This is a genomic window from Corynebacterium sp. MSK074, assembly GCF_030229735.1.
Taxonomy (GTDB): Bacteria; Actinomycetota; Actinomycetes; order Mycobacteriales; family Mycobacteriaceae; genus Corynebacterium.
This window is the reverse complement of sequence record NZ_JASPIX010000006.1, coordinates 28,043-54,535: the sequence shown is the minus strand read 5'-3', so window position 1 is coordinate 54,535 and position 26,493 is coordinate 28,043. Positions and strand designations below refer to the sequence as shown.

At 59.5% G+C, this 26,493-nt stretch carries 22 protein-coding genes; 8 read left to right on the top strand and 14 right to left on the bottom strand.

Annotation, left to right across the window (positions count from 1 at the left end; genetic code table 11):
* Positions 1 to 121 precede the first annotated feature (121 nt).
* Positions 122 to 1,333 (top strand): dicarboxylate/amino acid:cation symporter, encoded by a 1,212-nt coding sequence (locus QP965_RS07110; protein ID WP_284844517.1) that lies wholly within the window; start codon positions 122 to 124, stop codon positions 1,331 to 1,333.
* Positions 1,334 to 1,398: 65 nt separating this feature from the next.
* Here QP965_RS07110 and trpA read toward each other — a convergent pair whose 3' ends face one another.
* Genes trpA through QP965_RS07080 form a run of 6 tightly spaced genes read right to left on the bottom strand, consistent with a single transcriptional unit; the run spans position 1,399 to position 8,088 of the window.
* Positions 1,399 to 2,265, bottom strand: a complete 867-nt coding sequence (gene trpA / locus QP965_RS07105) for a tryptophan synthase subunit alpha (RefSeq protein WP_284844518.1) — start codon at positions 2,263 to 2,265, stop codon at positions 1,399 to 1,401.
* Positions 2,265 to 3,470: a tryptophan synthase subunit beta gene (gene trpB, locus QP965_RS07100; protein ID WP_284844519.1), complete on the bottom strand. Its 1,206-nt coding sequence runs from the start codon at positions 3,468 to 3,470 to the stop codon at positions 2,265 to 2,267. The genes trpA and trpB overlap by 1 nt, the downstream gene beginning before the upstream one ends.
* A gap of 13 nt (positions 3,471 to 3,483) precedes the next feature.
* Entirely contained in the window at positions 3,484 to 4,890 is a 1,407-nt protein-coding gene (trpCF, locus tag QP965_RS07095; protein WP_284844520.1) for a bifunctional indole-3-glycerol-phosphate synthase TrpC/phosphoribosylanthranilate isomerase TrpF, read from the bottom strand.
* On the bottom strand, positions 4,890 to 5,924 hold the full coding sequence (gene trpD, locus QP965_RS07090; RefSeq protein WP_284844521.1) for an anthranilate phosphoribosyltransferase: 1,035 nt from the start codon (positions 5,922 to 5,924) through the stop codon (positions 4,890 to 4,892). The genes trpCF and trpD overlap by 1 nt, the downstream gene beginning before the upstream one ends.
* Before the next feature lie 2 nt (positions 5,925 to 5,926).
* The gene (locus QP965_RS07085) at positions 5,927 to 6,574 is read right to left on the bottom strand and encodes an anthranilate synthase component II (protein ID WP_239278996.1); all 648 of its coding nucleotides are present in this window, start codon (positions 6,572 to 6,574) and stop codon (positions 5,927 to 5,929) included.
* The gene (locus QP965_RS07080; protein WP_284844522.1) at positions 6,571 to 8,088 is read right to left on the bottom strand and encodes an anthranilate synthase component 1; all 1,518 of its coding nucleotides are present in this window, start codon (positions 8,086 to 8,088) and stop codon (positions 6,571 to 6,573) included. The genes QP965_RS07085 and QP965_RS07080 overlap by 4 nt, the downstream gene beginning before the upstream one ends.
* A 323-nt stretch (positions 8,089 to 8,411) precedes the next feature.
* Between QP965_RS07080 and QP965_RS07075 the strand changes: the two genes are divergently transcribed.
* Entirely contained in the window at positions 8,412 to 9,893 is a 1,482-nt protein-coding gene (locus QP965_RS07075) for an NAD-dependent succinate-semialdehyde dehydrogenase (RefSeq protein WP_502869251.1), read from the top strand.
* 271 nt (positions 9,894 to 10,164) lie between these two features.
* Entirely contained in the window at positions 10,165 to 11,376 is a 1,212-nt protein-coding gene (locus tag QP965_RS07070; protein WP_284844524.1) for an MFS transporter, read from the top strand.
* 426 nt (positions 11,377 to 11,802) lie between these two features.
* On the opposite strand, the gene QP965_RS07065 is transcribed toward QP965_RS07070, so the two are convergent.
* A complete protein-coding gene (locus QP965_RS07065; protein WP_284844525.1) occupies positions 11,803 to 12,435 on the bottom strand; it encodes an MOSC domain-containing protein in 633 nt (210 codons plus the stop codon).
* 10 nt (positions 12,436 to 12,445) lie between these two features.
* Positions 12,446 to 15,019, bottom strand: coding sequence for a hypothetical protein (locus tag QP965_RS07060; protein WP_284844526.1), 2,574 nt, complete (start codon positions 15,017 to 15,019; stop codon positions 12,446 to 12,448).
* A gap of 173 nt (positions 15,020 to 15,192) precedes the next feature.
* On the opposite strand from QP965_RS07060, the gene leuS reads away from it, so the two are divergent.
* Positions 15,193 to 18,039 carry a leucine--tRNA ligase gene (gene leuS, locus QP965_RS07055; protein ID WP_284844527.1) on the top strand — a complete coding sequence of 949 codons (2,847 nt, stop codon included), beginning with the start codon at positions 15,193 to 15,195 and terminating at the stop codon, positions 18,037 to 18,039.
* Here leuS and QP965_RS07050 read toward each other — a convergent pair whose 3' ends face one another.
* On the bottom strand, positions 18,040 to 18,681 hold the full coding sequence (locus QP965_RS07050; RefSeq protein WP_284844528.1) for a hypothetical protein: 642 nt from the start codon (positions 18,679 to 18,681) through the stop codon (positions 18,040 to 18,042). It lies immediately after the preceding gene.
* Between the two features lie 333 nt (positions 18,682 to 19,014).
* Here QP965_RS07050 and QP965_RS07045 point away from each other — a divergent pair, with 333 nt between their 5' ends.
* Positions 19,015 to 19,473 carry a MarR family winged helix-turn-helix transcriptional regulator gene (locus QP965_RS07045; protein ID WP_284844529.1) on the top strand — a complete coding sequence of 153 codons (459 nt, stop codon included), beginning with the start codon at positions 19,015 to 19,017 and terminating at the stop codon, positions 19,471 to 19,473.
* Positions 19,474 to 19,550: 77 nt separating this feature from the next.
* Here QP965_RS07045 and QP965_RS07040 read toward each other — a convergent pair whose 3' ends face one another.
* Positions 19,551 to 20,525, bottom strand: a complete 975-nt coding sequence (locus QP965_RS07040) for an MDR family oxidoreductase (RefSeq protein WP_284844530.1) — start codon at positions 20,523 to 20,525, stop codon at positions 19,551 to 19,553.
* Positions 20,526 to 20,603: 78 nt separating this feature from the next.
* Here QP965_RS07040 and QP965_RS07035 point away from each other — a divergent pair, with 78 nt between their 5' ends.
* A complete protein-coding gene (locus QP965_RS07035) occupies positions 20,604 to 21,194 on the top strand; it encodes a VanZ family protein (RefSeq protein ID WP_284844531.1) in 591 nt (196 codons plus the stop codon).
* Here the strand turns inward: QP965_RS07035 and QP965_RS07030 are convergent.
* From QP965_RS07030 to QP965_RS07015, 4 genes are all read right to left on the bottom strand, one after another.
* Entirely contained in the window at positions 21,191 to 21,940 is a 750-nt protein-coding gene (locus tag QP965_RS07030; protein ID WP_239279007.1) for a DUF364 domain-containing protein, read from the bottom strand. The genes QP965_RS07035 and QP965_RS07030 overlap by 4 nt on opposite strands.
* An 82-nt stretch (positions 21,941 to 22,022) precedes the next feature.
* On the bottom strand, positions 22,023 to 22,997 hold the full coding sequence (locus tag QP965_RS07025; protein ID WP_284844532.1) for an NAD(P)-binding domain-containing protein: 975 nt from the start codon (positions 22,995 to 22,997) through the stop codon (positions 22,023 to 22,025).
* A complete protein-coding gene (locus QP965_RS07020) occupies positions 22,997 to 23,614 on the bottom strand; it encodes a response regulator (protein ID WP_239279010.1) in 618 nt (205 codons plus the stop codon). The genes QP965_RS07025 and QP965_RS07020 overlap by 1 nt, the downstream gene beginning before the upstream one ends.
* Positions 23,607 to 24,707 carry a sensor histidine kinase gene (locus QP965_RS07015; protein ID WP_284844546.1) on the bottom strand — a complete coding sequence of 367 codons (1,101 nt, stop codon included), beginning with the start codon at positions 24,705 to 24,707 and terminating at the stop codon, positions 23,607 to 23,609. The genes QP965_RS07020 and QP965_RS07015 overlap by 8 nt, the downstream gene beginning before the upstream one ends.
* Positions 24,708 to 24,860: 153 nt before the next feature.
* On the opposite strand from QP965_RS07015, the gene QP965_RS07010 reads away from it, so the two are divergent.
* Positions 24,861 to 25,844, top strand: a complete 984-nt coding sequence (locus QP965_RS07010) for an ABC transporter permease (protein WP_284844533.1) — start codon at positions 24,861 to 24,863, stop codon at positions 25,842 to 25,844.
* A 1-nt stretch (position 25,845) separates the two neighbouring features.
* Complete coding sequence (locus QP965_RS07005; RefSeq protein WP_284844534.1) at positions 25,846 to 26,487, top strand: ABC transporter ATP-binding protein; 642 nt, start codon at positions 25,846 to 25,848, stop codon at positions 26,485 to 26,487.
* Positions 26,488 to 26,493: the final 6 nt, after the last annotated feature.

Genomic DNA, 26,493 nt, shown 5'->3' with positions numbered 1-26,493 from the left:
GTCGGGTAGTATGCCTTTAAGGTCGATCGATAGATATTGAATCGACTATTGCCTCTATACCGCGCTGTTTCACCCTGGAACCTTTACCAAGGGGCGAAACACCCAATTTGAATGTAAGTACATGAATCTCAAGAAACTCTCGGAATCCCTATTATTCCGCATCATCGTCGCCATCATCCTTGGCGTGGTGGTGAGCCAATTCGCGCCCGAATGGTTTGGCCGCGTATTCGCCACCTTCAATGGACTCTTTAGTAACTTCCTCAATTTCTTTATTCCGGTCCTCATCTTCGCGCTTATCGCCCCGTCGATTGCTGCTCTGGGGCGGGGAGCCGGAAAATGGCTGGGTGTTACTGCAGGCATTGCCTACGGCTCAACGATTGTTGCGGGTCTTCTTGCCTACGTACTTGCGCACTGGCTCTACCCCACCATGCTCAGCGGTCAGGATCTGATTACAAATGTCTCCGATATTGATGAGGGCGCACTTACTCCGTACTTCGAGGTGGAAATGGCGCCGCCTTTTGAGGTTATGACGGCTCTCTTGTTGTCATTCTGCATCGGTGTAGCGATGACTACAGTGAAGTCCGATACCTTGTATGCGGTGACAAAGGAATTGGAGAGCGTAGTAGTCAAGGTCATTTGGGGCTTTGTAGTGCCAATTCTGCCGTTCTATATCTTCGGTATGTTCTTGGGCCTGGGCATGAATGGCAATTTGGGTTCAGTGCTTTCGGCCTTCGCCAAGGTCCTCATTCTGGCAGTTGTCATGACTCTGGTTTACCTGGTGCTTCAGTACATTATCGCTGGTGCAATTACCGGCAAGAATCCTTTCAAAGCACTACGCAATATGCTGCCGGCTTATTTCACCGCACTGGGAACCTCCTCTTCGGCCGCGACTATTCCGGTGTCTTTGGAGTCGACGCTGAAGAATGGCATCTCGAAGCCGGTGGCAAATTTTGTTATTCCTCTGTGTGCCACCATTCACCTCTCCGGCTCCATGATTAAGCTGACGCTTTATGCTTTTGCCATTGTGTACATGGCGGACCTGGATATTAGTTTGAGCACCGGACTTGGCTTCATCTTCTTGCTGGGAATCATGATGATTGCAGCACCAGGTGTGCCAGGCGGCGCCGTCATGGTCGCAGCTGGACTACTGGCGGACATGATGGGCTTTGACGATGGCATGGTGGCGCTGATGATTGCGGCCTACATCGCAATTGACTCCGTCGGCACTGCTGCCAACGTTACTGGCGACGGCGCAATTGCGATGATCGTGGACAAGTTCGCGGGCTCCAAGAAGGACCACACCGAAGAGGAATCTGCAGAAGCAACCGCGTAGAGGCTTTTTATAGCGAACCCTCCTCAGCTGCCGAGAGCTGAGGAGGGTTCTTCGTGTCTTCAGGACTACTTCTTAGTTGCCGCCTTCATGCGAGTTACGTACTCGGCGAGTTCTTTGTGCAAGGCTTTCGCATCGGATATGTGTCCTGAGGTTCCTTCCACAATTTTTCCTTCCGCGTCTGTTTCACGTGAAACGTGGCGATCAATAATCTTGGTAATTGCGGATCCTGTAATGGCCCCCGCTGCCCCAGCGGCTACGGCATCGCGCACGTGTTCAGGCTCGGAAATGCCGAACCCGAGCAGTACCGGAGGTCCGTCGAATCTTTTGATGTTAGCGACGACTTCTTCGAGGCCAATTGTTTCTGATTGCTTTTCGGCACCGGTAACTCCATCGCGTGAAACCGCGTAGATATATCCCCGCGAGCTTTGAGCGACGCCCTCGAGGGTGTGTGCAGTCGCGCGGGCCGGGGCAATAAAAATTGGATCAATACCGGCCTTTTCTGCTGCGGTGATGAATGGAGCACCTTCGCGAACGGGGACGTCGGGAAGCAAAATGCTATCCGCACCCGCTTCTGCAAACTCGGCGTAGAACCGGTCGAAACCGCGAGTGAACGCCACATTGCCGTAGATGAGCATGCCGATGGGGAGCTCGGGAAATTCCGCGCGAATTGTTCTTACCTGTTTCAAGGCGGAATCTACGGTGGCACCTCCGTCGAGCGCGCGAAGGTGGGAGGCCTGAATGGTGGGGCCGTCGGCCACTGGGTCAGAAAATGGAATACCTAACTCCAATGCATCGGCTCCGGCCGTGACGACGGTTCGCACGATGGCTAGCGTGTGCTCTGGGGTGGGATCGCCCAACATGAGGAATGGGACGAATGCGCCCTCCCCTCTGTTGCGCAGTGAGCGGAATAGGTCTTCGTATCGGGTGCTCATTAGTTCTTCTCCTGGAGTTCAAATTTTGGGTGGGTCTCAAGGGTGTGGCGAACGTGGTCGATATCTTTATCGCCGCGACCGGAAAGGGAAACCAAGATGGTGATGTCCTCGTCCTTACGCTTTAACGCGTAGGCCAACGCATGGGAGGATTCGAGGGCAGGAATGATTCCTTCTTTTGTGGATAGAAGCTGGAATGCTTCGAGTGCTTCGGCGTCAGTAATGCCGACATACTGTGCACGGCCACTGGCGTGTAAGTGTGCGTGCTGTGGTCCTACACCTGGGTAGTCGAGTCCGGCGGAAATCGAATAGGATTCCTCCACTTGGCCGTCTGCGTTGCGCATCAGGTAGCTGCGTGCGCCGTGGAGGATGCCAACCGTACCGTTGTTGATGGTGGCACCGTGCTTGCCGGAGTCTAGACCTTCGCCGCCAGGTTCGGCGCCGACGAGTTCCACTTCCTCTTCCTCAATAAAGTCTGCGAACATACCGATTGCATTAGAGCCGCCTCCGACGCAAGCCACGACTACATCTGGTAGTCCACCGGTGCGCTCAAGCATCTGGGCCTTAGCCTCTTCAGAGATGACCTTGTGAAACTCTCGGACGATGGTTGGGAACGGATGCGGTCCGGCCGCGGTACCGAGGAGATAGTGGGATTCATGGAAGGTGGCGGTCCAATCACGGAGGGCTTCATTCACCGCGTCCTTGAGAGTTCCGGATCCGGTGTCGACGGCGACGACCTTTGCACCCATCAGCTCCATACGGAATACGTTTGGCTGCTGTCGGGCCACATCTTTCGCGCCCATATAGACCACGCACTCGAGATCCAGTAATGCGCAAGCAAGTGCGGTAGCGGTACCGTGCTGGCCAGCTCCGGTCTCGGCAATAATGCGTGTCTTCCCCATCCGCTTAGCTAGCAGTGCTTGGCCAAGTACCTGGTTCGTCTTGTGTGCTCCACCGTGGACGAGGTCTTCCCGCTTGAGGAAGATGCGCGCTTTGCCCCCGAGGTTTCTCGCCTCTGTAACTGGTGTGGGACGGCCGAGATAGTCACGCAATAGCGCGCTTAGCTCTGTGTGAAAAGTGGGGTCCTTTTGTGCGTCGACAAAAGCCTTCTCAAGTTGGACGAGTGCTGGGATGAGGGATTCGGGGACGAACTGTCCGCCGAATTCGCCAAAGTATGCCGGTAGTAGCGTTTCACGTGAAACTGTCATCGTATTTTTCCTTCTATGGGTGTGTGTAGTTCCGGATGGTGTTAAAAGCTTCGGCGATTAACGAGGAGTCCTTGCCTCCAGGTGTATATTCCAGACCCGAATTGAGGTCGAGTCCCATCGTGCCGATTGACAGTGCCTCTTCTAGGTTGTCTAGCCGGAGTCCTCCGGCGAGGAGGGATTTTTCCTTCCCTTCAGGGGGAATCGTCTGCCATTCAAAAGCGGTTCCGGTCCCGCCACTGCCGGAGTCGAGGACAAGAGCCTCTACCTCTGGTACTAGGTTCGGTGTCAAGGCCGCGAAGTCAGGGTTATTCATGTCGATGGCCCGCCAAAGCTTAAGACCGTCAGCGATGCCGCGAACATTGTGAAGGAATTCCAGCTCTGCTTCCCTACTACCTTGGAATGGGGCGTGAAGCTGGAGAACTTTGAGGCCGGGAATCCTGGCTACGCTTCCTAGTGTCTCCAAATCCGTAGACCGCGTCACGGCTACGTACTCCAGCTCTGGTTCTGCGGAAATGATGCTTTGTGCGGTTTCACGTGAAACACTGCGGGGCGAACCTGGTGCGAAGATGAGTCCCCCGTAGCGGGCGCCAGCAGCGCGGGCTGCTTGTGCGGAAGAGGCGGTAGTAAGGCCGCATACTTTATTGGCACCATAGACGAGGTCGCGCGCCGCCCGATCGATGTCCTCCTGGGAGGTGAGCTGGGAGCCTACAAGGAAAGCATGAGCGTGGGCTCCTAACCGGCGGACGGTGGCATTATCGCGGATTCCAGATTCGGAAACGATCACCTTTCCGTCTGGAACATGGCGGGCTAGGCGTTCGGTGCGGCCCAGGTCGATGCTGAGATCGTGGAGGTTGCGGTTGTTAATGCCGATGATATCGACGCCAAATTTCACTGCGCGATCCACTTCGTCCTCGGTGATGGCTTCAGTCAAGACGTCTAGGCAGAGTTCGTCCGCCAGTGCTTTGAGCTCACCGTAGGTGTCATCGTCCACGATAGACATCATGAGCAAGATGGCATCGGCGCCGTAATAGCGCGCGGCATATACCTGGATGGGATCGACAATAAAGTCCTTGCACAGCACCGGCACATGGGTGGATAGCGCGACGGTCTGCAAGTGGTCGTAGTCGCCGCCAAAACGATCGGGCTCGCACAACACCGAGATGGCGGAGGCATAGCGAGAGTAGATCCGGGCAATATCGCCCGGGCGATAGTCCTCGCGAATTTTGCCAAGGGACGGCGAGGCAGACTTGCACTCCATGATGAAGCGGTTGGTGCCACGGAGGGCGTCGGCAAGCGAACGCTCCGAGCGTGGCACGCTAGCCAGGTCCACGTGGGACAGGCGCTCCCGGAGTGCAGGCAGGTGAGTGCGGCGCTGGGTGACGATCTCCTCGAGCACCGTGGGTAAAGTATTCTCTGACATTAGCTCTCCTCCCCTATTGCATAGTTGGCGCTCTCGTGAAGGGTGAGCCATTCTTCAACAGTGCCGCTGCTGATCAGTTCCTTGGCGTGAGTGACTCCCGCTGCGATAGTCTCCGTGGTCCCGTTGAGGTAAAATATCGCGCCGGCGGTGGCGGCAATGGCGTCACAATGGGCGGGCTCGCCACGGCCGGCAAAAACCGCACGGAGGGCTTGGGCATTCGCGGCGCCGTCGCCGCCTGCAAGGTCCGTCAGCTCGTGGCGCTTGATGCCGAGGTCTTCCGGAGTGAGCTCGTAAGAGGCAATCTCGCCGTCCTTGAGCTCCCAGACCTGTGTCGTGCCGTGGGTAGCGATCTCATCCGTTCCAGCACCATGGACGACCAAGGCGCGCTCTCGGCCGAGCTCTCGAAAGACTTCCGCGATGAGTTGGCCTTGGGCTGGGTTTGCGATGCCCATAATTTGCAGTGACGGGCGTCCTGGGGACAGGAGGGGTCCTAGTGTATTGAAGATGGTGGGGATACCTAGCGCCTTGCGCACCGGTTGTACGTGGGCGACCGCTGGGTTGTAGGCTGGGGCGAATAGGAACGTGAAGTTGGAAGCTTTAAATTGGCGCACTGCTCGGGCAGCGTCTAGGTCCAGTGGAATATTCAGGGCTTCGAGGACATCGGCCGATCCGGACTTAGAAGAGACCGAGCGGTTGCCATGCTTGATCATCCTCACTCCCCCGGCGGCGGCAATGAGGGAGGCGCCCGTAGTGATATTGATAGTATTCGCGCCATCGCCACCAGTGCCGGCCGAATCCATGAGTCCTTTTCCAGTGATGGGGAATGGATAGCCCACTTTCAAGAAAGCTTTGGCCGCGCCGGCAATGTCTGCGAAGGTCTCGCCGCGGGTGCGAATATGGGTAAGCAGCGCCGCGATATGAATATCGTCGTAGTCGCCCACAGCCAAGGGGGTAAATACCTCCATGGCTTCTTCCATGGTGGGCTGAGAGTTATTCAGGAAGGCTTGCAAGGTACGCAGGGGTGCGTGATTCATTTTTAGTGCTCCATATCCATAGTGGTGTGCATAAATAGTTGATTAACGCAACGCTCAAGCATGAGGGGGCCGCGGGGAGTGAGGATGGACTCAGGGTGGAACTGCACGCCGAAGGCCCTACCGTCGTCCGTTTCGGCCGCCATGGCTACCTCTCCGATGTCCGTGGACGTACGCGCGAGACAACGCATCCCCCGAGGGAGGTCCGTACATCCAAGCGAGTGATAGCGCGCCACCGGAACTTGCGTACCAAGGTGACCCGGTTGGTCCGGCTCAGTATCGGTGGCAAGGCCCTGAAAGACGGGGTGCATAACGCCGGCCTCGGTCAGGGTCATCGGGATGGACTTCCCGTGCACGGGGCCGCACGGTTCGACCGAACCGCCGTGGTGCTCGAGTAGTGCTTGGAAGCCGAGGCATACGCCAAGGATCGGGGTGGTGCCTAGGGTGGCGTCGATAAGTTCCATCATGCAGCCGGCGTCCCGTGGATGACCGGGGCCCGGGGAAAGCACAATAATGTCGGGTTGTGCGCGCAGCACGTCGTGAACCGCTACGGTATTGCGAAACACGGTGGTATCGAACCCAGCAAGGGCATCGACGAGGTTGTAGACAAAAGAATCGTGGTTATCTAGCAGGACAATATGCGGCGAGCTCATCGCTGTACCTCCAACTCGGCTCCGTGTGCAATGGCGATGGCATGGAGTACGGCGTAGGCCTTATGCACCGTTTCATCGGCCTCGGCTTGCGGCACGGAATCCTTGACCACTCCGGCGCCGGCTTGCACCACTGCGGTTCCGTCCTGGACGTAGGCCGAGCGGATGACGATGCAGTTATCCATGGCTCCATCGCCGCGCAGGTACCCCACCGCCCCGCCATAGGATCCGCGGCGCTTCCCCTCCGTGCGGCGCACCAGTTCGGTGGCGCGAAGTTTGGGTGCTCCCGTAAGCGTCCCCATATTCATGCACGCACGGTAGGCATCGAGCGCATCGAAGTCCGGGTGGAGCGTCGCCGTGACACGGGAGACCAAGTGCATGACCCGCGAGTAGCGGTCAACGTGCAGGAGTTCTGCTACCTGCCGGCTGCGGGGCACGGCCACGCGAGCGAGGTCATTGCGTGCTAGATCGACCAGCATCGTGTGTTCCGCAACCTCTTTTTGGTCTGTACGCATGTCCAGCTCGTTGCGGATATCCAGTTCATGGTTGATGCTGCCATCCGGGTTGAGCCCGCGCGGCCGGGTTCCCGCGATGGGATAGAGCTGGACCTGCCTATCTTCTGGCGTGAATTTGAGGTTTGATTCCGGCGAGGCGCCGAAGAGCTCATAGGAGGCACCGCGGACGTAGAACATATAGGGCGAGGGGTTGGTCTCGCGCAGTGCCCGGTAGGCAGCCAGGGCGTTGGGGCATTCCACGGTGAAGGCGCGCGCGGGCACTACTTGGTAGATATCACCGGCGTGAATATTGCCTTTAAGCTTGTCGACGTCCGCCCTAAACCCTGCATCATCCACATCGGCCACCGCCCGGATCCTTTCCTTTTGCGGCGCCGTGAAACGAGCAGCCACCGGCAGTGAGGCAAGATAATCCAACTCTTCCCGCAGGCGCTTGTCGTCGATGTCCCAGCCTTCTAGGTGCGCAGTCCCTTGCAGGTGGTCCACTGCGAGGACCGTTTGGGCTACCAAGAATTCGTAGTCCGGGTAGGTGTTGGCCCCGGGGTTAACCTCGGGGAGTTCCTCAAAAGTAGCGAGGTAGTCATAAGCGAATCCGCCCCCAAGGAACGGCAATATTGGAGAGGAATAGTTGGCTTCTAATTGCAGGAACCGCAGAATATCGGCGGTAGATTCGGCAAGAAGCCGCTCCCGCTCGTCGGGCTGTGTGGACAGCGAGAATTCGAAAACCGCGGCGGTAGTTTCACGTGAAACTAGGCGATGGTGGAACCGGTCCTCGAGGGAAGGAAGGAGCGTCTCCCCTGCCTCCGTGAGCGCGCGTACCTCTACCCTCTGGCCGTGGCATGTTACTTTCAGGGCGGCCCTGAGGACCGCGAGGCAATTGAGATTCTTCTTTGTCTCAATGTCCGCGCTTTCGAGAAGTAGGGAGTCGTGCGGTTGTGCGAGGGCGTCAAAGATTGCGGCCGCATCGCTGCCGTAGGAGATGTCGCGAGTGGCGGTGTATGGCATTGCAGTGCCCTTTCGATGGGTGTGGGGAACGGGGAAACGGATAGGAAGCTTCCGCGAGCAGAGGCACTAAAACGCCAAAAGGCCCGCAGAATGCGAGCCTAAAAATGGGATGTGGAATAAGGCCCGCGGGTTACGCGCGCCACCACCAAGCAGTAGTCATCTTCTTCATAACGGTCATACTAACCTACATTTCTATAGCCTGTCAGGTAATCGATAAAAATATTCACCCTCTCCCCCTAAGCGCTTGTGCTTGGCGCAGAACCAATAAAGCCAGCTAACGAATCGCGGTACTGTGGGGTGCATTCACGCAATGGAGAAAGGTGATGAATATGAGCATCGACCAGAAGGAACTACTAGCGAAGGTCCCCACTCAGCTTTTGATTGGCGGACAGTGGCGCGACGCGTCTTCCGGCGAGACCTTTGACGTAGAAAATCCGGCGACGGGCGCGACCATCGCCACGCTGTCGTCAGCGGATTCTGATGATGCGGTGGCTGCCCTCGATGCTGCCTGTGCGGTCCAAGATGAGTGGGCGCGCACCACCCCGCGCGAGCGCGCCGATATACTCCGCCGCGCCTTTGAATTGGTACACGAGCGCGCCGATGAGTTCGCCACCCTGATGACCCTTGAAATGGGAAAGCCCTTTGCTGAGTCGCAAGGTGAGGTCACCTATGGTGCGGAATACTTGCGGTGGTTTAGTGAGGAAACCACGCGCGCTTACGGCCGCTACTCCCCTGTCCCGGAAGGCACCTTGCGCATGATTACCCGCCGCAAGCCCGTGGGCCCGTGCCTATTGATTACTCCATGGAACTTCCCCCTCGCCATGGCCACCCGAAAGGTTGCCCCAGCCGTTGCAGCGGGCTGCACCATGGTCCTGAAGCCGGCCAAGCTGACGCCGCTCACCGCGCAGTACTTCGCGCAAACCATGCTCGATGCCGGCCTGCCACAGGGCGTGCTCAATGTGGTCTCCGGCAGCTCCGCTTCGGCCATTTCGGAGCCCTTGCTTGCCGACGCCCGCTTGCGCAAGCTCTCCTTCACCGGTTCTACCCCAGTGGGCAAAACCCTCCTTAAGGGTGCCGCGGATAATGTCTTGCGCACCTCTATGGAGCTTGGCGGTAATGCACCGTTCATTGTTTTCGAGGATGCGGATATTGACCAAGCGGTTGCGGGAGCCATGGGCGCGAAGATGCGCAATATTGGCGAGGCCTGCACTGCGGCCAACCGCTTCTTGGTGCACGAGTCCGTGGCGGAGGAGTTTACGCAAAAGCTGGCAGCAGAGTTTGAGAAACTCGTCGTCGGTAATGGCATGGACGAAGGTGTGACGTGTGGTCCGCTGATTGAGGCTAAGGCACTCGACAATGTTGCATCCTTGGTTGAGGATGCGGTGGACAAGGGTGCGACCGTTGTCACCGGCGGCACCCGCGGCGAGGGCGCGGGTCACTTCTATGCGCCCACTATCCTGAGCAATGTTTCACGTGAAACTCGCGTCGCTCAGGAAGAAATTTTTGGACCGGTCGCGCCCATCCTAACCTTCAAGGATGAATCGGAAGCGCTAGAGATTGCGAACGATACGGATTACGGACTTGCCTCCTATGTATATACGGAGGATTCCGATCGCCTCTGGCGCGTTGCCGACGGCCTCGAGTTTGGGCTGATGGGATTCAATGCCGGTGTCATCTCCAATGCCGCTGCCCCATTCGGCGGCGTCAAGCACTCTGGTTTAGGACGCGAAGGCGGCGCCGAAGGTATTGAAGAATATACCTCGGTGCAGTACTTGGGTATCCGTGATCCTTATGCCGGCGCCTAGGATTCAAGAACTTTTCTTAAGCGCGAATAAGTCAACGCTACCTACCCAGTGCGTAGCATTTTCCAGTTCAAAGTGTAGCGATTGTCGGTAGCCGCCCGTGTACGGGCGGCGTCGGTAAGGGCCTGGAAAGCTTTTCAATTAACCTTTGCAGTCTGCGGGGCGTATAGTTCCTCTCCGTAAAATTTAATTTCTATTTCCTTCATCTGCGATGCGTGGCCTTATGGCCAGCGCGTGGAGAGGGAATTTTCTTTTTGTTATTTGGAGTGAGTATATGACGTCTACAGAATCTGCAGCGGCTAAGCCGCCGCTGATTACGCCTACGTTTGTCCTCGCGTGGGTGGCTAATTTTTGTCAGTTCTTGGTCTTCTACCTGTCCGTAACCACCATGGCCCTCTACGCGGTAGAGAGTTTCGGGGCATCGGATACCGTGGGTGGTTTCGCCTCCAGTGCCTTTGTTCTGGGCGCGACGTGCATGCGCGTGTTCTCCGGCTGGATCGTGGACCGCGTGGGCCACAAGAAGGCGGCCTTGACTTCACTGGTCTTCGTCACAGTTGTAGCTGTGGCGTACTTTTTTGCGCATAATGTTGCGGTCTTGATTATCGTGCGAATGGTGCACGGCGCGGGCTATGCCTTGACCTCTACCGCACTCATGGCGGTAGCGCAGTCCGTTATCCCGCACGAGCGCCGTGCGGAAGGCACCGGATACTTCGCCTTGGGCACTACCCTGGCAACCGCGTTCGGTCCAGCTATCGGCCTGTTCTTGGCCAATAACATCGGCTACACTACGCTATTTGCAGTCGCCCTTGGCGCAAATATCGTTTCCCTGATCCTGGCCTTGGTGCTGCGCTATCCGGCCGAGGTTTCCTCCGAAAAGCCGGCCTTTAGGCTGCGCAATGCCGTACACCCCAACGTGGTTCCCATCGGTCTATTCATGCTCCTAGTCGGCATCGCCTACTCCGGCGTGGTTACCTATCTCAACGCCTACGCACGCAAGGAAGACCTGGCCACCGGCGCAGGGCTGTTCTTCATTGGCTATGCGGTCACGATGCTCATCATGCGCTTCGTCTTGGGGCGCATCCAGGACCAGAAGGGTGATAATGCCGTGATGTACCTCGGCCTGGCCGCCTTTGTCGTGGCCCTGCTGATCATGGGCTTCCCCACCAATGACGTCATGCTGGTGGTCGCGGGCGCCTGCACCGGTTTGGGCTTCGGCACCCTCAGCCCCGCCTGCCAAGCCATCTCCGTGCGCTCGGTGCCTGCCGCGCAAATGGGCGCGGGCATCTCCACCATGTTCCTGCTCATGGACCTCGGCATTGGCCTGGCTCCATTCGGCCTGGGCCCCATCGTTGCGGCAACGGGCTTCGACACGATGTATCTTATTCTCGCGGGCCTCGTGGTTATCGCCGCTATCTACTACTTCTTTGTGCACGGCCGCTTCCCTAAGGCGAAGGGGCACCATCTGAGCTTTGAAAAGGGCGAGTAGCACAGTTACACTCCCCTACTTCGCACTTAGCATGTAAAGCACGCCAGCACTCAGTGCTGGCGTGTTTTTGTTATGCGCGCACTCCGGGCGAGAAGACTGTGCTGGACTCTTGGCAAGCTAAACGTCGTGACGTGGCCTGCGGTTCCGGAAGTAGAGTATGCGTCTAGACTCGCTGTGCAGGGATGTGCCGACTAACGGTCCCGGTCCCTACTGTGGGCCTCTGCGGCTTCCCATAGCGCCGAGTACAAGCCACGGGTGCCTGGCCTGCAGGCCTAGGGCGGGGCAATGACGAGCCCGATATGAGGACGCGGGACGGGCGGATATCTTTCGAGCACTGCCGAAATTGATGGGAACGCTTAAGAGGTTGGGGCGGTGGGCAGCGAAGCTTATGCGCACCTTGATGGCGGACTATAAGTGCTTGTGTAACTAGGTGCGAAGCGAGTTCTGTTGGCGAGTGGGCAGGCAGCCAGCATCAATAACGCGCCGGGCCAGGGCGCGGTCGCCCATCTTGGCGGCAAAGGCCATGCGCATGGTGATGCCGTGGCTGGGCGGGGTATCCAGCTCAATGACATCGCCGGGGCGAATGCGGCCGGGGGAAATGATGCGCAGGTAGGTGCCGCAGTCGCCACGCGCGGTCCAGCGCTTGAGCCAGCCGCGCTCCCCTAGCCAGCCAGCGAAGGTGGCACACGGTTGGCGGGGCACGGAGACCTCAAGCACGGCGGTGCCGATACGCAGGCGCTGATTGATGAGCAGAGCAGAGAGATCGATGCCCCGCGTGGTGAGATTTTCGCCAAAGCCGCCGGAGGCCAGCGGGCGGGAAAGCTCGGATTGCCAGTAATCCAGTTCCTCGCGGGAGTAGGCGTAGACGGCTTTATCGTTGCCGCCGTGATGTTTGGTGTCACCAATTATATCGCCGCGCACCCCGGAACCATCGCCATAATGGGGTCCGGGTGCTGCCAGCTCGATGAAATCCTGCGGCTTTTTGTCGATGCCCGAGAACTCATGCCGCCCGCTCGGGTCCGGCCGGCGGACGGCGACATTGGTGGAGATGACCTGCATGCCTGTCACCCTAGCTGAGTGTGAGCGCCTCCGCGGTGAGAATATCGCGGTAGAACAGCTGCGGGGCGAGGGAGACGGCCTCGGCGAGCTGTGGGAGGGCGTCGTCAAGCGTGGCGGCGAAAGCAGGGTCCGCCAGCTTGCCATTGGCCACGCCGCGCGCCGTGATGGCAAAGACGTAGGAAATAAACGGCATCCAGGCGGAATCGCCGAGCTCCGAATTGCCATCGCCAAAGGCGTCCAGCGCGAGCAGGGTATGCAGCACGGACTTATCGACGCCCAGCTGTTGCAGCGTCACCCGCAGCTGCATTGCGGTGCTACGCAGCTTGGAAATGGTGCCGAGGCGGGTGAGCGCAAGGTCATTGGCAAAGCACTCGCGCAGTGCGGCGATGCGGTGGGCATCATCGCAGAGCTGGTCGCTGTCCGTTGCTGGTGTAGGTGCCTCGCCTGTTGCGCTCATCAGCAGCATGGGGCGGGTGACATCGTCGACGCCGGTGGACGGCACGCGTGCGAGGGAGGCGGAGCCGTGGGCTTCGACGTAGTCATGGGCGGCGTCGGCAAGCGCGGCCAAGAGCGAGGAAGGCTCGCCGGCCGGCTCCTCGCGGCGGAAGGCGCGGGAGACCAGGCCGGTGCGGACAAAGGCGCGCATGCGCTGCCCCGGCTCAAAGTCCGCGGCCATAAGTGCATCCATGCTGGCGCGCGGATCGGCCTCAATCTCCTTGATGATTCCCTCGAAGGTTTCCTTCGCCTTGGGTGCGAGGCGGCGCATGGCCGCGTAGGTAGGCCACATACCCTCGGTGTTTTCGGTTTCACCGTCGTGGAAGATGATAAGAGCGCTAGCCGGCGGGTACTGCGGTGCGGCCAAGTCGCTGGCCGGCTCATCCTCGCGGAAGTCCACGATGAGGTGGCCGGCGTCCAGCAGCTCCTCGGGCAGCTCAAAGCCTTCCTCAGTGGGCTCCAGCGGTAGCGGCTCGCCCGCGGGATTGCCCAGCGGCCACGCCCAAGCCAATAGCTCTACCTCCTCCTCATGCGCCTGCTCGGGGATGAGGATGCCGTCCTCAATGGTTGCGCGGGCGACCAACGGTGCCTTGCGCACGGTGGCGATGGCGGCATAAATGAGGTCGCTGGCCGCAGTGGCCTCATATTCCATGACGCGACGCTCAAAGCTGCGCTTTTGGTGCGCTGCGCGCTCCTTTTCCGGCAGGCCTTCGAGGTATTCCTCATAGGACAACGTGGACCACAGGAGGTAGAGCTCCAGCGAGGTCTTCTTCGTCAGCGCCGACTTCAGCGCGCGGTTTGGTACGGACAGGCTGGTGGCTGCCTCCGTAGAGCCATTGGCGGTGACAAGGTCCCTAATCTTCTGGTTCTTATCAATAACCACGAATTTTGCCAGCGGTAGTGGCTCCGGAGAATGAATGGTAAAAAGTGCATCCGCATCGAGTTGGTCCGCCAGGATGACCTGTTTATCCAGGTAATCCACGGGCTCGGCCGCGGTGCGCTTCACGCGAGTGCGAATCGTCGCCGGTTCCACCTGGAAGGTCAGCTCATAGCCAGCCTCACTGCCGACGGTCTCCTCGCGCACGCTTTCGTCCTCACCAAAGACGCGCTGGCCCTTTTCCATTTGGATAGCCTTGCCCGGCGCAGAAGCCAGGGCATAGCTAAACGGCGAAAGGTTGCCCAGGGCATCGATAAAGCGAAAGTTGGTGCCGCGCGGGCCCTCGTTCTTGGCACGCATGTGCAGCGACTCCGCAAAATTGAGGTACTGGATATCCACCAGTTCCTCGTCCTTGTACAGGGTGAAGCGGTAGCGGCCTACCCAGGGATCCTCGAAGGCGTCTGCGGGGAGCACCTCGTGAATGCCCTCCGGTAGTTCATCCTCCAGCACGGCCTCCTCTTCCCCATCAATGGGGACATAGGCCAGCTCCATGCTGAGTTCCGTATTGGCGATGACCCGCGGGGACTGGGTATAGACCAGTTCACCATCTAGGCCATGGGCATTGGGTAGCGTCTTGACGGCCATGTCCCAGGCAAAATCAGGGCTGCCGGACACCTTGATGGTCGCGGGTTCCTGGCGCGGAACCTCCACGGTGAAAGACTGGCTGACCTCTACCGGGGCGATGGTCCAGCCCTCCCATGCGCCGTGGGGACGGGCCTCGCCGACCTTGGCCTTAGCAAGCTCCGTGCCGGTGGGGGTGATGAAGGTATAAGAACCCTTGGCTACCGCTGTGGTGGTATCGACTGGCCGATGGGTGGAATCCAACAACAGGCCGCCATTGGCCACGCCGGCGAATTCCACTGTGTGCTCCTCAAAGGAGACGCTGAGGTGGCTAAAGGCCCGCGGCATGCTGATCCACAAGCCGGGCTCCTCGCCCTCCACGTAGTAGAACTTGCGGGTGTCCTCGCTGCCATTGAGCAGCTGTGCGGTCACGGTCCACTGGGGATCTTCTGGCTCATAACCTGCGGTTACGGCCGGTAGGTACAGCTCCAATGTGTCGGTAGCTGGGGAGAGGCGCAGGTGCGGGATCCCCTGAAATACCGCTGCGTCTGCAAAAGATGATAGCTGGCTGCGAAACTTCTCCTGGCTCATTTACCCCAGCCTAGATCATTTTCATGCAGATCTGCATTTTGGCTGCGAGCGGCGGAAATGATGCGAAAACCGGGGGCGATTACGGCGGGGATTTTGGGTGTGCGTGCCATGCGGAACGCGGAAAGCGTAGCGAACTACCCCGCGCCGGGATGCGGCTATTACACTGTGTGATTATGACTACCCAGAGCGATTCCACTTCGTACCGCTATACCCCGGAGCTGGCGAACCAGATCGAGAAGACCTGGCAGCAGTACTGGAAAGACAATGGCACCTTTAATGCCCCGAACCCGGTAGGCGAGCTCGCCACCGATGCGGGCGAGTTGCCTAAGGAAAAGCTCAATGTGCAGGATATGTTCCCCTACCCTTCCGGTGCGGGCCTGCACGTGGGACACCCACTGGGATATATCGCCACCGATACGTACGCCCGCTATAACCGCATGCTGGGCAAGAACGTGTTGCACACCTTGGGCTACGATGCCTTCGGCCTGCCGGCCGAGCAGTACGCCATCCAGACCGGTACCCACCCGCGCACCACCACCGAGGCGAATATTGAAAACATGCGCCGCCAGCTGGGCATGTTGGGCCTGGGCCACGATCCGCGCCGCTCCGTGGAATCAACCGATCCGGAGTTCTTCAAGTGGACGCAGTGGATCTTCCTGCAAATTTATAACTCTTGGTTCGATGAGGAGCAGCAGAAGGCGCGCCCGATTGCAGAGCTCATCAAGGAGCTGGAGGCCAATAAGCGCACCACTAAGGATGGCCGCTACTACGAGGACCTCACCGAAGAGGAAAAGGCCGCGGCCATCGATGAATTCCGCCTGGTCTACCTGTCTAATTCCACGGTGAATTGGTGCCCGGGCTTGGGTACCGTGCTGGCAAATGAGGAGGTCACCGCTGAGGGCAAGTCCGAGCGCGGCAATTTCCCGGTCTTCCGCAAGAACCTTTCGCAGTGGATGATGCGCATTACCGCCTACTCCGATCGCTTGCTGGATGATCTGGAGCTTTTGGATTGGCCGGACAAGGTCAAGTCCATGCAGCGCAATTGGATCGGCCGTTCCCGCGGCGCAGAGGTCTCCTTCCCTGCCGAGGGCTACGAGATTGAGGTCTTTACCACCCGCCCGGATACCCTCTTCGGTGCCGAGTACGTGGTGCTGGCCCCAGAGCACGAGCTTGTCGACGCCCTCCTCTCCCCCATCCCTTATGACGATGACGTGGATGAGCGTTGGACCTATGGCCACGATGATCCGAAGGAGGCCGTGGAGTCCTACCGCACCGATATTGCCGCCAAGTCCGACCTGGAGCGCCAGGAGAACAAGGAAAAGACTGGCGTCTTCCTGGGTACTTATGCCACCAACCCGGTTTCTGGCAAGAAGGTCCCGATCTTCATCGCGGACTATGTCCTGACCGGCTACGGCACCGGCGCCATCATGGCAGTTCCGGCGCACGACACCCGTGACTACGAGTTTGCCCAGGCCTTCGGCCTACCTATTACGGAGGTTGTCTCTGGCGGAAACGTGGAGGAAGAAGCCTGGACCGAGGACGGCGCGCTGGTTAATTCCTCCAACGACAAAGGCCTGGATCTTAACGGCCTGAATAAGGCCGAGGCCATTGCCGCGGCCATTGAATGGCTGGAAAAGGACGGCTCTGGCCGCGAAAAGGTGCAGTACAAGCTGCGCGATTGGCTCTTCGCCCGCCAGCGTTACTGGGGCGAGCCCTTCCCCATCGTCTACGACAAGGACGGCTTTGCCCACGCCCTGCCGGAATCCATGCTGCCGGTAGAGCTGCCAGAGGTAGAAGATTATAAACCCGTTTCCTTTGATCCCGAGGACAAGGATTCCGAGCCACAACCACCGCTGGCAAAGGTGCGCGATTGGGTCGAGGTAGAGCTGGATCTGGGCGACGGTCCACAGACCTATTTCCGCGATACCAACGTTATGCCGCAGTGGGCGGGTTCTTCCTGGTACCAGCTGCGCTATATCGATCCCCGCAATGATGAGGCATTCTGCGATATCGAGAACGAGCGCTACTGGACCGGCCCGCGTCCGGAGCAGCATGGCCCGCAGGACCCGGGCGGCGTGGACCTCTACGTTGGCGGCGTCGAGCACGCGGTGCTGCATCTGCTCTACTCCCGCTTCTGGCACAAGGTGCTCTTTGACCTGGGCTTTGTTAGCTCCCAAGAGCCTTACCGCCGCCTGTACAACCAGGGCTATATCCAGGCCTATGCCTACACGGATTCCCGCGGCGTGTACGTGCCGGCCGCTGAAGTAGAGGAAAAGGACGGCAAGTTCTACTACAACGGCGAAGAGGTCAATCAGGAGTACGGCAAGATGGGTAAGTCCCTGAAGAATGCCGTTGCTCCGGACGATATTTGCCGCGACTTCGGTGCCGATACCCTGCGCGTTTATGAGATGTCCATGGGTCCGCTGGATACGTCTCGCCCGTGGGCTACCAAGGATGTCGTAGGCTCCCAGCGATTCTTGCAGCGCCTGTGGCGCCTGGCCGTCAACGAGGACACCGGCGAGCTGGCCACTACCGACGCCGCCTTGAGCGAGGATGACCTCAAGCAGCTCCACCGCACCATCGCAGGCGTGCGCGATGATTACGAGAACCTGCGGCTTAATACCGTGGTGGCGAAGCTCATCGAGTACGTCAACTACCTGACCAAGACCTACCGCACCGAGGCCCCACGCGCCGCCGTGGAGCCGATCGCACAGTTGGTCTCCCCCATTGCCCCGCATATCGCGGAGGAACTGTGGCAGCGCTTCGGCCATGACGAGACCATCACCTACCAGCCCTTCCCCACTTTTGAAGAAAAGTACCTGGTCGATGATGAGATCGAGGTGCCGGTGCAGATCAATGGCAAGGTCAAGGCTCGCATCAATGTGGCCGCGGATGCGGACCAGGACGCGGTCTTTGACGTTGCTCTCGCCGACGCAAAGATCGCCGATCTGACCAACGGCAAGAACGTAGTGAAGAAGATTTACGTTCCGGGCCGCATGGTCAACCTCGTGGTCAAGTAGTTACCCTTCCCAGAATTCCGTGGCGCACAGCGCAATGCCGTGCGCCCGGATTCCCTGGCCGACCTCCAGCTTCTCGTTCACAATGAGCGGGAGGCCGTCGAGGTCGCATATCCAAAACTCCCCCATGCCCAGCTCATTGCTGTGCTTGGCGACGCCCCCGATAATCCCCGCCACTTCCACCTGCGGGTTGAGCATGCTGGGCTTGAAGTTCCGGTAGAAGCGCTCGGTTGCAGGCGAAGTCAAGGAAAACTCTTCCGGCTCCCCTACCTCGTATTTCAATGCCACAACCGCCGGCCGCACCTGTCCCTGGAGCTTCTCTCCGCCGACCGGGTTGCCTGCTGGCAGGGCAAAAGGCGCATCCGCCAGTGCCGCGAACCGTAAATCCCCTGTTTCCACAATGCCGATATAGGGCGTTGCGCGATATATCGTGCCCGGTGCCTCTTCCCCACCCCGGTACGAAGGCACCGCGGCCCACTCCCCTTCGTATTCCATAGCTGTGACCGCCATGCCGGACGGGTCGGCGTGGAATAGCACTCGATCAAATCCGGGCGCGTCCCACATGTCGTGCTCGGTAGGCAGCTCCGCAATGAGTTCTTCCATATCCGCGAAGTCGAAACCGCACGTGCTAAATAGCTTATCCATGTTTGCCATTCTAAACGCTGCAGTCTTCTCTGCTGGAGCGGTGATTTCGTTCGCAGCCGCATCTTTGCCGCGAGTAGTTGCTTCACTATTTAATTTTCATGTCAAGAACATACCTACTCAAACAATGGTGATTAGCAGCAGATAGGTATTCAAAAGCAAAACATAAGTGCTTTCGAGACCAAAGGCATTGGTTTGGGAAACTGTGGTTTTCCTATACGCACATCGCCGTGCAGTAGTGGGAGTTGGTGTATCAACTCAACGCAGGCCAATGAGTTGCTAGATCAACTCTGCAGTATAGACTGGTGAAAGAAGGAAAACCAAAGGAGGAATGCGATGCGTGTGGAGCAGAGCGCGGCGTGGGGTGACTTTGTTGCCATGCAGGAAGCGCTCCACGCGCGGCTTTCTGGGGAGCTGCAGAGTGGCTCTAGATTGAGCGAGGCAGACTACGCGGTTTTGGCCGTGCTGAATCGTCGGCGCCAAACTTCTACACGCCCGCATGAATTGGCAGACGAGCTCCGGTGGGAGAAGTCGCGGCTGCATCGGCAGTTAGTGCGCATGGAGTCCCGAAAATTGGTTTCCAGGCGCGAGGCGCCGGAGTTAGGAACCCGTGCAGTTAAAGTCACTGTGACGGAAAAGGGAAGTGCCGCTTTCAACGCGGCGATCGCGCGACATACCGCCGCAGTCGAGGAAATCGTGGTGGGTACCCTTAGTGATGAAGACCTACAAACCTTGGGCAGGATTTCCCGCACGTTGCTGCAAGGGATAGCGAAAGAGGGGACGTCGGAAAGCTAGCGCGTCGCGGGGTAGCCGTGCATACAAAAAGCACCCGCCAGGAAGGCGGGTGCCGCGAAAGAGTGTCTAGGAGTAGCCTAGGAAATTTTGAGGACGGTGCGTCCGTGGTGGGTTCCCTCGAGGAGGGACTTGGATTCCTCGACAACATCCGACAGCGGAATCGTATTGGTCAGGGACTCAAGGATGGACCGGTCCAGCTTGCGTGCGAGCAGCTGCCATGCGTTCTGGCGGTAGTGCAGCGGGGCGTCGACAGAGTTAACGCCGGCGAGGTGCACATTGCGCAGAATGAACGGCAAGACGGTGGTGGGCAGGTCTGGGCCGGCGGCCATGCCGGTGGAGGCGACGGTGCCGCCCCACACAGTGCGGGCCAATACATTGGCCAGGACGTGGGAGCCGGAGGTATCAACAGCACCGGCGTAGCTAGCCTTTTGCAGGGGCTTTCCGGCTTCGGCGAACTCGGCGCGGTCCACAATGGTATGGGCGCCAAGCTCGTGGAGGTACTGGGAGTAGTCATCCGGGCGGCCGGTCATCGCGTGGACCTCGTAACCAGCATTGGAAAGGAGGTTCACGGCGATGGAGCCTACGCCACCGGTGGCGCCGGTGACCAAGACCGGACCATCGGGCAGCCCGCGCAGAGAATTAACACACAGTGCGGCAGTGTAGCCCGCGGTGCCAACAGCGGCGGCCTGCTCTGCGGTGAAGTCCGCGGGCAGGGCGACGGTTGCTTGGGAGTTGACGCGCTGCTTCGGGGTGTAGCCGCCGTGGCGGAATTCACCGAGGCCATCGCCGAAGGATGCTACCAAGGTGCCAACTGGGAGGCGCTCGACGCTAGATTCAGAAACCGTGCCGACCACGTCGATGCCCGGAACCAGCGGGCTGGTGCGCATGACGCCGCGGTCACCTGCGATAGCCATGGCGTCTTTGTAGTTCAGGGAAGAATAAGAAACATCAACGGTAAGGTCGCCCTCGCCGAAAAACTCTCCCTCTTCAAAGGAGGTCGTAACGGACTTATCTTCGTTGCGAGTAACTAGTAGCGTGCTCATGATCACCATCGTACGTTAAATGTGATGCAGAGATTTAACAGCGAATCTCACGGGGATTTTTCAGGCTCGCTTGTTAGCTTGAACAACATGACGATGACCACGATGTCCACCCGCACCTCGCGCCAGATTGGTGCGCGTGGAATGCCTGCTAAGCGCACGCTGTGGCGCAGTGCAGCCGTAGCCTGCGTGGTTGTCATCGTGGCTATTGCGGTGGCTACGGTGGGGAAGCCCTTTATAGATATCCCCGGTGTGGTTGATGCGTCTGCGCACGCACGCCGCAGCCTAGATTTGCAGATGTTTAATGGGTTTAATAACCCTCATCCGTGGTGGGGTCCGTGGACCAATACCTTTGGTAATATCGCGCTGTTTATGCCACTCGGGGCGTGCCTGGTGGTGCTGGGACAGAATTCGCGGCGCATCCGATTTGGCCGCGGTGGAACCATCCTTCTGGCGATGGCGCTCAGCCTGGGTATCGAAATTACCCAATACGTATTCTCGTTGGGATTTAGCGACGTAGACGACTTGGTCTTCAATACCCTCGGCGCATCCTTGGGTGCGTTCCTGCTAAGCCGGAGCAGTTTTAAGGCGCAGCTGCGAGCTGTGCGCTTCATCGGCTGGACTGCGGCGGCGGGCCTGGGTGCTCTCGCTGCCGTAATCTTGGCCGGAGTGATTGTTTAGCGCCCTAGGGTGACTCGGTGTCCGAAGTTGAACATATCGAGGGAATCACCCTTCTCTAGGCCCTCAAACATCCCTGCGGGATTGGACGGAACCATGCCGGTGACTTGCGATACGCCGTAGTCTTCCAGCAGTACCGGGGCTAAGGGAGTTGATGGGCCCAACACGACATTGAAGGACTCGCGGGAGAGCTCGAGCAGGCGGGGAGCAGTTTTATTGACAAAGGCAGAGCCGGTAATAAAAACATAATCGCACTCGGGCAGGATGTATTCGGCGGCGGAATCGGGATAGTCGCCCTCATTGAGCGAGCGCTCCAGCATATAAAAATCCGCAGCCTGGTTGAGTGCTTTAGGTGCAAAAGGGAAGTGGCCAATGACTGCGACCTTCTTCCCAGCAACGGCGTTGCGGAAGGGATCGAAGATGTGGGGCCAGGGGGCGTCGGCAAGCGCAAAGCCATGCTCGCCGGCCACGGAAGGTGTGGCGTAGTAGGAATTTAGCGCGGCCATGCCGAAGGACGCCTCCGAAAAATTCCAGCTCTTGGCCAGCTGGGCGATGGCGCGTAGAGGAACGCCGGTGTACTCGGTGCGCATCTGGGCCGGGCGAGAGGTGGCAGACATGGTCATGGCCATGCCGCAGCTAGGACTTTCGGTGTATACCCGGGTCCACCGCGGGCCTTGGGCGGCGCGGGAGACCACTATGTCACGGGGAATGGCATCGATGAGGTCATCGTAGAGATCCCAGGCAGACATGTATAGACCAGCTTTCCCTAATCGTTTCGCACTCTCTGCGTGAAGGCAGTTTAGTCGAATTAGCTGGGACTAACCTATCGCTTTAGTCACATATATTCGCTACATCGTGCGCGGTCTGCCTGGCAAACGGGCTTACCCCGGTAATGGTTGCGGAGCCGGGTCCGGTCCACGTGCCGTAACCCACGAGGAAGAGGCCATCGACGGTGGGGGAGGTGCCATCAAGAAGCCCGCGGATAGGCCGGAGGGCAGGCCGGAAACCGGTGCACCAGATGAGGTGGTCTGCGGCGACTTCTTCAAGCGAAGAAAACATGGGGGTGGCCTGCAAAAGTCCGGAATCCCGCGCGCGTAGGACCGGTGGGACCATCACAATATCGCCCAGGTTGGAATCCGCGCCGGGGTCTGGCTCGCCGCGCAGCATGGCGTTGAGGCGGGCGCGATTGCGCTGGAAGAGTACGCGGCCGTCAACATCATCGGGCATCCACCGCGGGGAGCGGCGGGTATACCAGGTGGTCTCCACGCCGGACAGCAGGAGCTCGGCCGCGATCTGGGCACCGGAATTGGCCGCGCCCACGACCGCCACGGTGGACCCGACAAAGTCCTCCGGGCCCGGGTAGAAGGCTGAATGCCATTGCTGTCCGCTAAAATCGCCGGGGTAGTAGGGGATAAAGGGCGCGGACCACGTGCCCGTGGCCGCCACGACCGTGCGCGCGGTCAGCTGCTCTGTACCGACAAAGACGTGGAAGCACGCGCCGTCATGGTCGACCTTATCCACTTTGACTGGCCGGCGAATGGGCAGTTCATAGCGCTGCTCGTATCGCGCAAAATAGTCGATGACGTGGCTGGCCGGCGGAAAGCCCTCGTGGTGGGGCATGGGCCATCCCGGCAGGTTAGAGGAGGCGGAATTGCTAAAGAGCGTCAGCGAAGGCCAAGTGTGGCGCCAAGCCGCGCCGGGGCCGGGTTCAGCGTCTAGAATCACAAAATCCAGCCCCTTCTTACGCAGGTAATAGCCCACCGCAAGACCCGCCTGACCGGCGCCAATGACTATGCAGTCCAGCATTAAATGAGCTTCCTTTCCCGCGCCACGGTCACCGCGGCGGTGCGAGTTTCCACGCCCAACTTCTGGAAGATATGGATGAGGTGGGTCTTGACCGTGGCCTCGGAGATGAAGAGCTGCTTGGCCAGCTCCTTATTGGAGGAACCGCTGGAAAGCGCCCGAAGAATTTCTAGCTCGCGGGTGGAGAGCGATTCTTGCGGCCGGCCCACTCGCTGGGCCAGGAGATCTACCACCTCCGGCGCCAAGGTGCGGCGGTGCGCGGCGGTATTGAGCACGGCCTCGTGCAGCGCCTGCTCCGGGGAATCCTTGAGTAGATAGCCCATCGCGCCGGCCTCCACGGCGGCAAGGATATCGGCCTGCGTGTCATAGGTGGTCAGGATGAGCACCGGTGGGCCGCCGGCCTCCACCACGCGCTTGGTGGCCGCGATGCCATCCATGCCGGGCATCTGGATATCGCAGACCACGGCGTCTACCTGCGGGGCGTTGTCAGTAAAGAGCTTATCCACATCCGCGCCGGTAGAGCCTTCCATGACTACCTCGACATCGGAGAAGGTATTGAGGATGGCACGCAGGCCGGCGCGGACCACTGGGTGATCATCAATCAGCATGACATTAACCATTGCTTTTCTCCTTCAGCGGGATACGGACGGCCAGGGCGGTGCCCTCGCCGGATTCCAGGTTCATGGTGCCGCCCACAGCTTCCACGCGGCCGCGGAGGCCGGTAAGCCCGAAACCATGATCCCTGCCACTGGGGCGAGGGGAGGCGGATAGTCCGCGTCCATTATCAACGACGTCCAAGGTCACCGCATCCTCGAAAAGGCCGAGCGTAACCACCGCGCGCGAGGCGTGGGCGTGTTTGATGACGTTATTCAGGCCCTCTTGCGCGGCGCGCACGATGACCTCTTTGATGCGTTCGGGCACCTTGCCGCTGCCGGAAACCACCAGCTCAAAGGTGGTCTCTTCCCCCAAGGCTTTCACGCGGCTGCGCATCTGGGACAGCAGGGAGGTGAGTTGGGTTTCCAGCCGTTCATCGGGGCCGGCAAGCTCGCGGACGAAGCGGCGGGCCTCGGCCAGATTCTCGCTCGCGACGTCCTCGATGACCGCCAGCTGCTCTTCTTTGGTGCGGGGATCATCGGTGCCACGGGCCGCGCGGGAGAGCAGCAAGATGGAGCTAAGGCCTTGCGCGACGGTGTCATGGATCTCCCGGGAGAGGCGCTCACGCTCCTCTAGCCGGCCGGCTTGGTGCTCGCTGGCGGCCAGCTCGGCTTGGGTTTCGCGCAGCTGCTTGGCGATGTCCCTGTGGTGCGCCGCTTCTGCCTGCAGGCGCCGTTGGATGAAAAAGACCGTTGCCGCAAAGGCGGTGCCGATAAGCGGGCCCACTGCCGCAGCGATGGACCAGCCCTCGGGGTGTAGCCAGGCGGGAATGAAGGCGGCTGCCGCCCACAGCACGGCGATGGAAACCAACCCAGGCACGGTGGGCAAAGCACGCAGAAAGACAAAAATGAGCGGGAATTCCAGCCACATGAAATCTTGCGCATGGACCATCAGGCCCAGCCACAGCACGCATAGCCCACCTAGCCATAGCCATGTGGGCAGCCAACGTTGTGCGGAGTAGACCACGGCGAGGGCGATGGCTAAGCCGATCACCCGGGCATCGAGCCGGCCGTCCACATAGGCGCGCGCCACGCCGAATACCAGCAGAAACGCGAACATGGCGTGGAGGCCATAGACCCATAGTTTTTGTCCTTTAAACACAACCACCCAGGATATCCGCGCACGGGTGGACCGTGAATCAACCACTTGGTTGACTCGAGGTTCAGCGAGCTGGCCGATTACTTCTGACCTGCATAAAGCGAATATAGAACTATGTTCCTAGCAATCAGAGAAATCACCACAGCGCGCGGCCGCTTCGCGCTCATCGGCGGCACGGTTGCGCTCATTACCCTTCTGCTCGTGATGCTCTCCGGCCTCACGGAGGGCCTGTCCAAGCAGAATACTTCCGCGTTGGAGTCCCTGGAAGAGGAGTACCCATATATTTCCTTCTCCACCGAGGATCCCTCCTTCAGCGAGTCCGAGATGCACGCTGGCGATATCGCCAGCGATGGCATTCCTCTAGGCGCTGCCCAGACCAAGCTGGAGGGCCACGGCGGCGTTGCCGTCCTTAGCTTGCCCGCCGGAACCCAGGTTCCGGGTAGCGATAAGACCATCCCGGAGCAGGGAGTGCTCCTGCCAGAGTCCATCGATGCGGCCGATACCGTCACCCTAGGTGGCGCCGACTTTTCGGTGGAGGGCACCGTCCCAGAGACCATGTACTCCCACTCCGAGGTGGTATGGGCGTCTACCGAAACTTGGCAGCGCATCAGCCACGCTCCACAGGGCGTGATAGGTACGGCAGCGCTGTATAAGGACGAGGTTCCAGGCTCCGTGAAAGTGTCCACGTCCTTCTCCGGCTTGGCGGCCTATCAGTCTGAGCGCGGCTCGCTGCTTACTATGCAGGGCTTCTTGTACGGCATCTCCGCGCTGGTCACCGTCGCTTTCTTGACCGTGTGGACCATCCAGCGCACCCGCGACCTGTCCATCCTGCGCGCGCTCGGTGCCACCGTGCGCTACCTCTTGCGCGATGCCCTGGCACAGGCCGCCATCATCTTGGCTGCCGGCACCATTGCGGGCGCCGTCGTTGGTTGGGTGCTCGGCGCGCTTGCCTCCGGCACCGTGCCCTTCGATGTTTCCCTGCGCACCATCGCCGTTCCCGCGGTTGGCATCTGGGCCCTCGGCATGGCCGGCGCCCTTATTGCTACCCGCCGCGTAGCTAAAGCCAACCCACTCGATGCCCTTGGAGGAAATGCTTAACATGTCCACCATTCTTGATATCCGCAACGCCACCGTGACCTACCAGGACGGTGAGACTACTACCACCGCGCTTGCCGACGCCTCCCTCATCGCCGAATCCACTACCCTTACCGCCATCGTGGGTGAGTCAGGGTCCGGCAAGTCCACGCTGCTGTCTGTAGCCGCTGGCCTCATCACCCCAGACTCCGGGTCCGTGTACGTGGACGGTACCCGCTCCATCATTTTTCAGCAGGCCAACCTGCTGTCCTCGCTCAATGTGCGCGACCAATTGGTGATCATGGACCATATTGCTGGCCGCAAGTTGCGCCCACAGCGCGCCGATGAGTTATTGGAGTTTGTAGGCCTAGCCGGAATGGGCAATCGCCGCATGGGCCAGTTGTCCGGTGGCCAGCGCCAGCGCGTCAATATCGCCCGAGCGCTCATGGAGCAGCCGGATCTGCTGTTGGCTGATGAGCCTACCTCTGCGCTTGATTCCCACCTTTCGCAGGAGATCATCCGCCTCTTGCGCGATGTCACCCAGGAGATGAACACCGCCACCGTGCTGGTGACCCACGACCGCTCCCTGCTGAACTTCGCTGACCGCGTGGTTGAGGTCAAGGACGGCCACGTCTCCGAGCAGGAGAAGGTCTCTGCGCTCAGCTAGCCTCAG

Coding starts and splice junctions, on each gene's coding strand:
- QP965_RS07110 (WP_284844517.1), top strand. CDS start 122: ATGAATCTCAAGAAACTCTCGGAATCCCTATTATTCCGCATCATCGTC.
- trpA (WP_284844518.1), bottom strand. CDS start 2,265: ATGAGCACCCGATACGAAGACCTATTCCGCTCACTGCGCAACAGAGGG.
- trpB (WP_284844519.1), bottom strand. CDS start 3,470: ATGACAGTTTCACGTGAAACGCTACTACCGGCATACTTTGGCGAATTC.
- trpCF (WP_284844520.1), bottom strand. CDS start 4,890: ATGTCAGAGAATACTTTACCCACGGTGCTCGAGGAGATCGTCACCCAG.
- trpD (WP_284844521.1), bottom strand. CDS start 5,924: ATGAATCACGCACCCCTGCGTACCTTGCAAGCCTTCCTGAATAACTCT.
- QP965_RS07085 (WP_239278996.1), bottom strand. CDS start 6,574: ATGAGCTCGCCGCATATTGTCCTGCTAGATAACCACGATTCTTTTGTC.
- QP965_RS07080 (WP_284844522.1), bottom strand. CDS start 8,088: ATGCCATACACCGCCACTCGCGACATCTCCTACGGCAGCGATGCGGCC.
- QP965_RS07075 (WP_502869251.1), top strand. CDS start 8,412: ATGAATATGAGCATCGACCAGAAGGAACTACTAGCGAAGGTCCCCACT.
- QP965_RS07070 (WP_284844524.1), top strand. CDS start 10,165: ATGACGTCTACAGAATCTGCAGCGGCTAAGCCGCCGCTGATTACGCCT.
- QP965_RS07065 (WP_284844525.1), bottom strand. CDS start 12,435: ATGCAGGTCATCTCCACCAATGTCGCCGTCCGCCGGCCGGACCCGAGC.
- QP965_RS07060 (WP_284844526.1), bottom strand. CDS start 15,019: ATGAGCCAGGAGAAGTTTCGCAGCCAGCTATCATCTTTTGCAGACGCA.
- leuS (WP_284844527.1), top strand. CDS start 15,193: ATGACTACCCAGAGCGATTCCACTTCGTACCGCTATACCCCGGAGCTG.
- QP965_RS07050 (WP_284844528.1), bottom strand. CDS start 18,681: ATGGATAAGCTATTTAGCACGTGCGGTTTCGACTTCGCGGATATGGAA.
- QP965_RS07045 (WP_284844529.1), top strand. CDS start 19,015: ATGCGTGTGGAGCAGAGCGCGGCGTGGGGTGACTTTGTTGCCATGCAG.
- QP965_RS07040 (WP_284844530.1), bottom strand. CDS start 20,525: ATGGTGATCATGAGCACGCTACTAGTTACTCGCAACGAAGATAAGTCC.
- QP965_RS07035 (WP_284844531.1), top strand. CDS start 20,604: ATGACGATGACCACGATGTCCACCCGCACCTCGCGCCAGATTGGTGCG.
- QP965_RS07030 (WP_239279007.1), bottom strand. CDS start 21,940: ATGTCTGCCTGGGATCTCTACGATGACCTCATCGATGCCATTCCCCGT.
- QP965_RS07025 (WP_284844532.1), bottom strand. CDS start 22,997: ATGCTGGACTGCATAGTCATTGGCGCCGGTCAGGCGGGTCTTGCGGTG.
- QP965_RS07020 (WP_239279010.1), bottom strand. CDS start 23,614: ATGGTTAATGTCATGCTGATTGATGATCACCCAGTGGTCCGCGCCGGC.
- QP965_RS07015 (WP_284844546.1), bottom strand. CDS start 24,707: ATGTTCGCGTTTCTGCTGGTATTCGGCGTGGCGCGCGCCTATGTGGAC.
- QP965_RS07010 (WP_284844533.1), top strand. CDS start 24,861: ATGTTCCTAGCAATCAGAGAAATCACCACAGCGCGCGGCCGCTTCGCG.
- QP965_RS07005 (WP_284844534.1), top strand. CDS start 25,846: ATGTCCACCATTCTTGATATCCGCAACGCCACCGTGACCTACCAGGAC.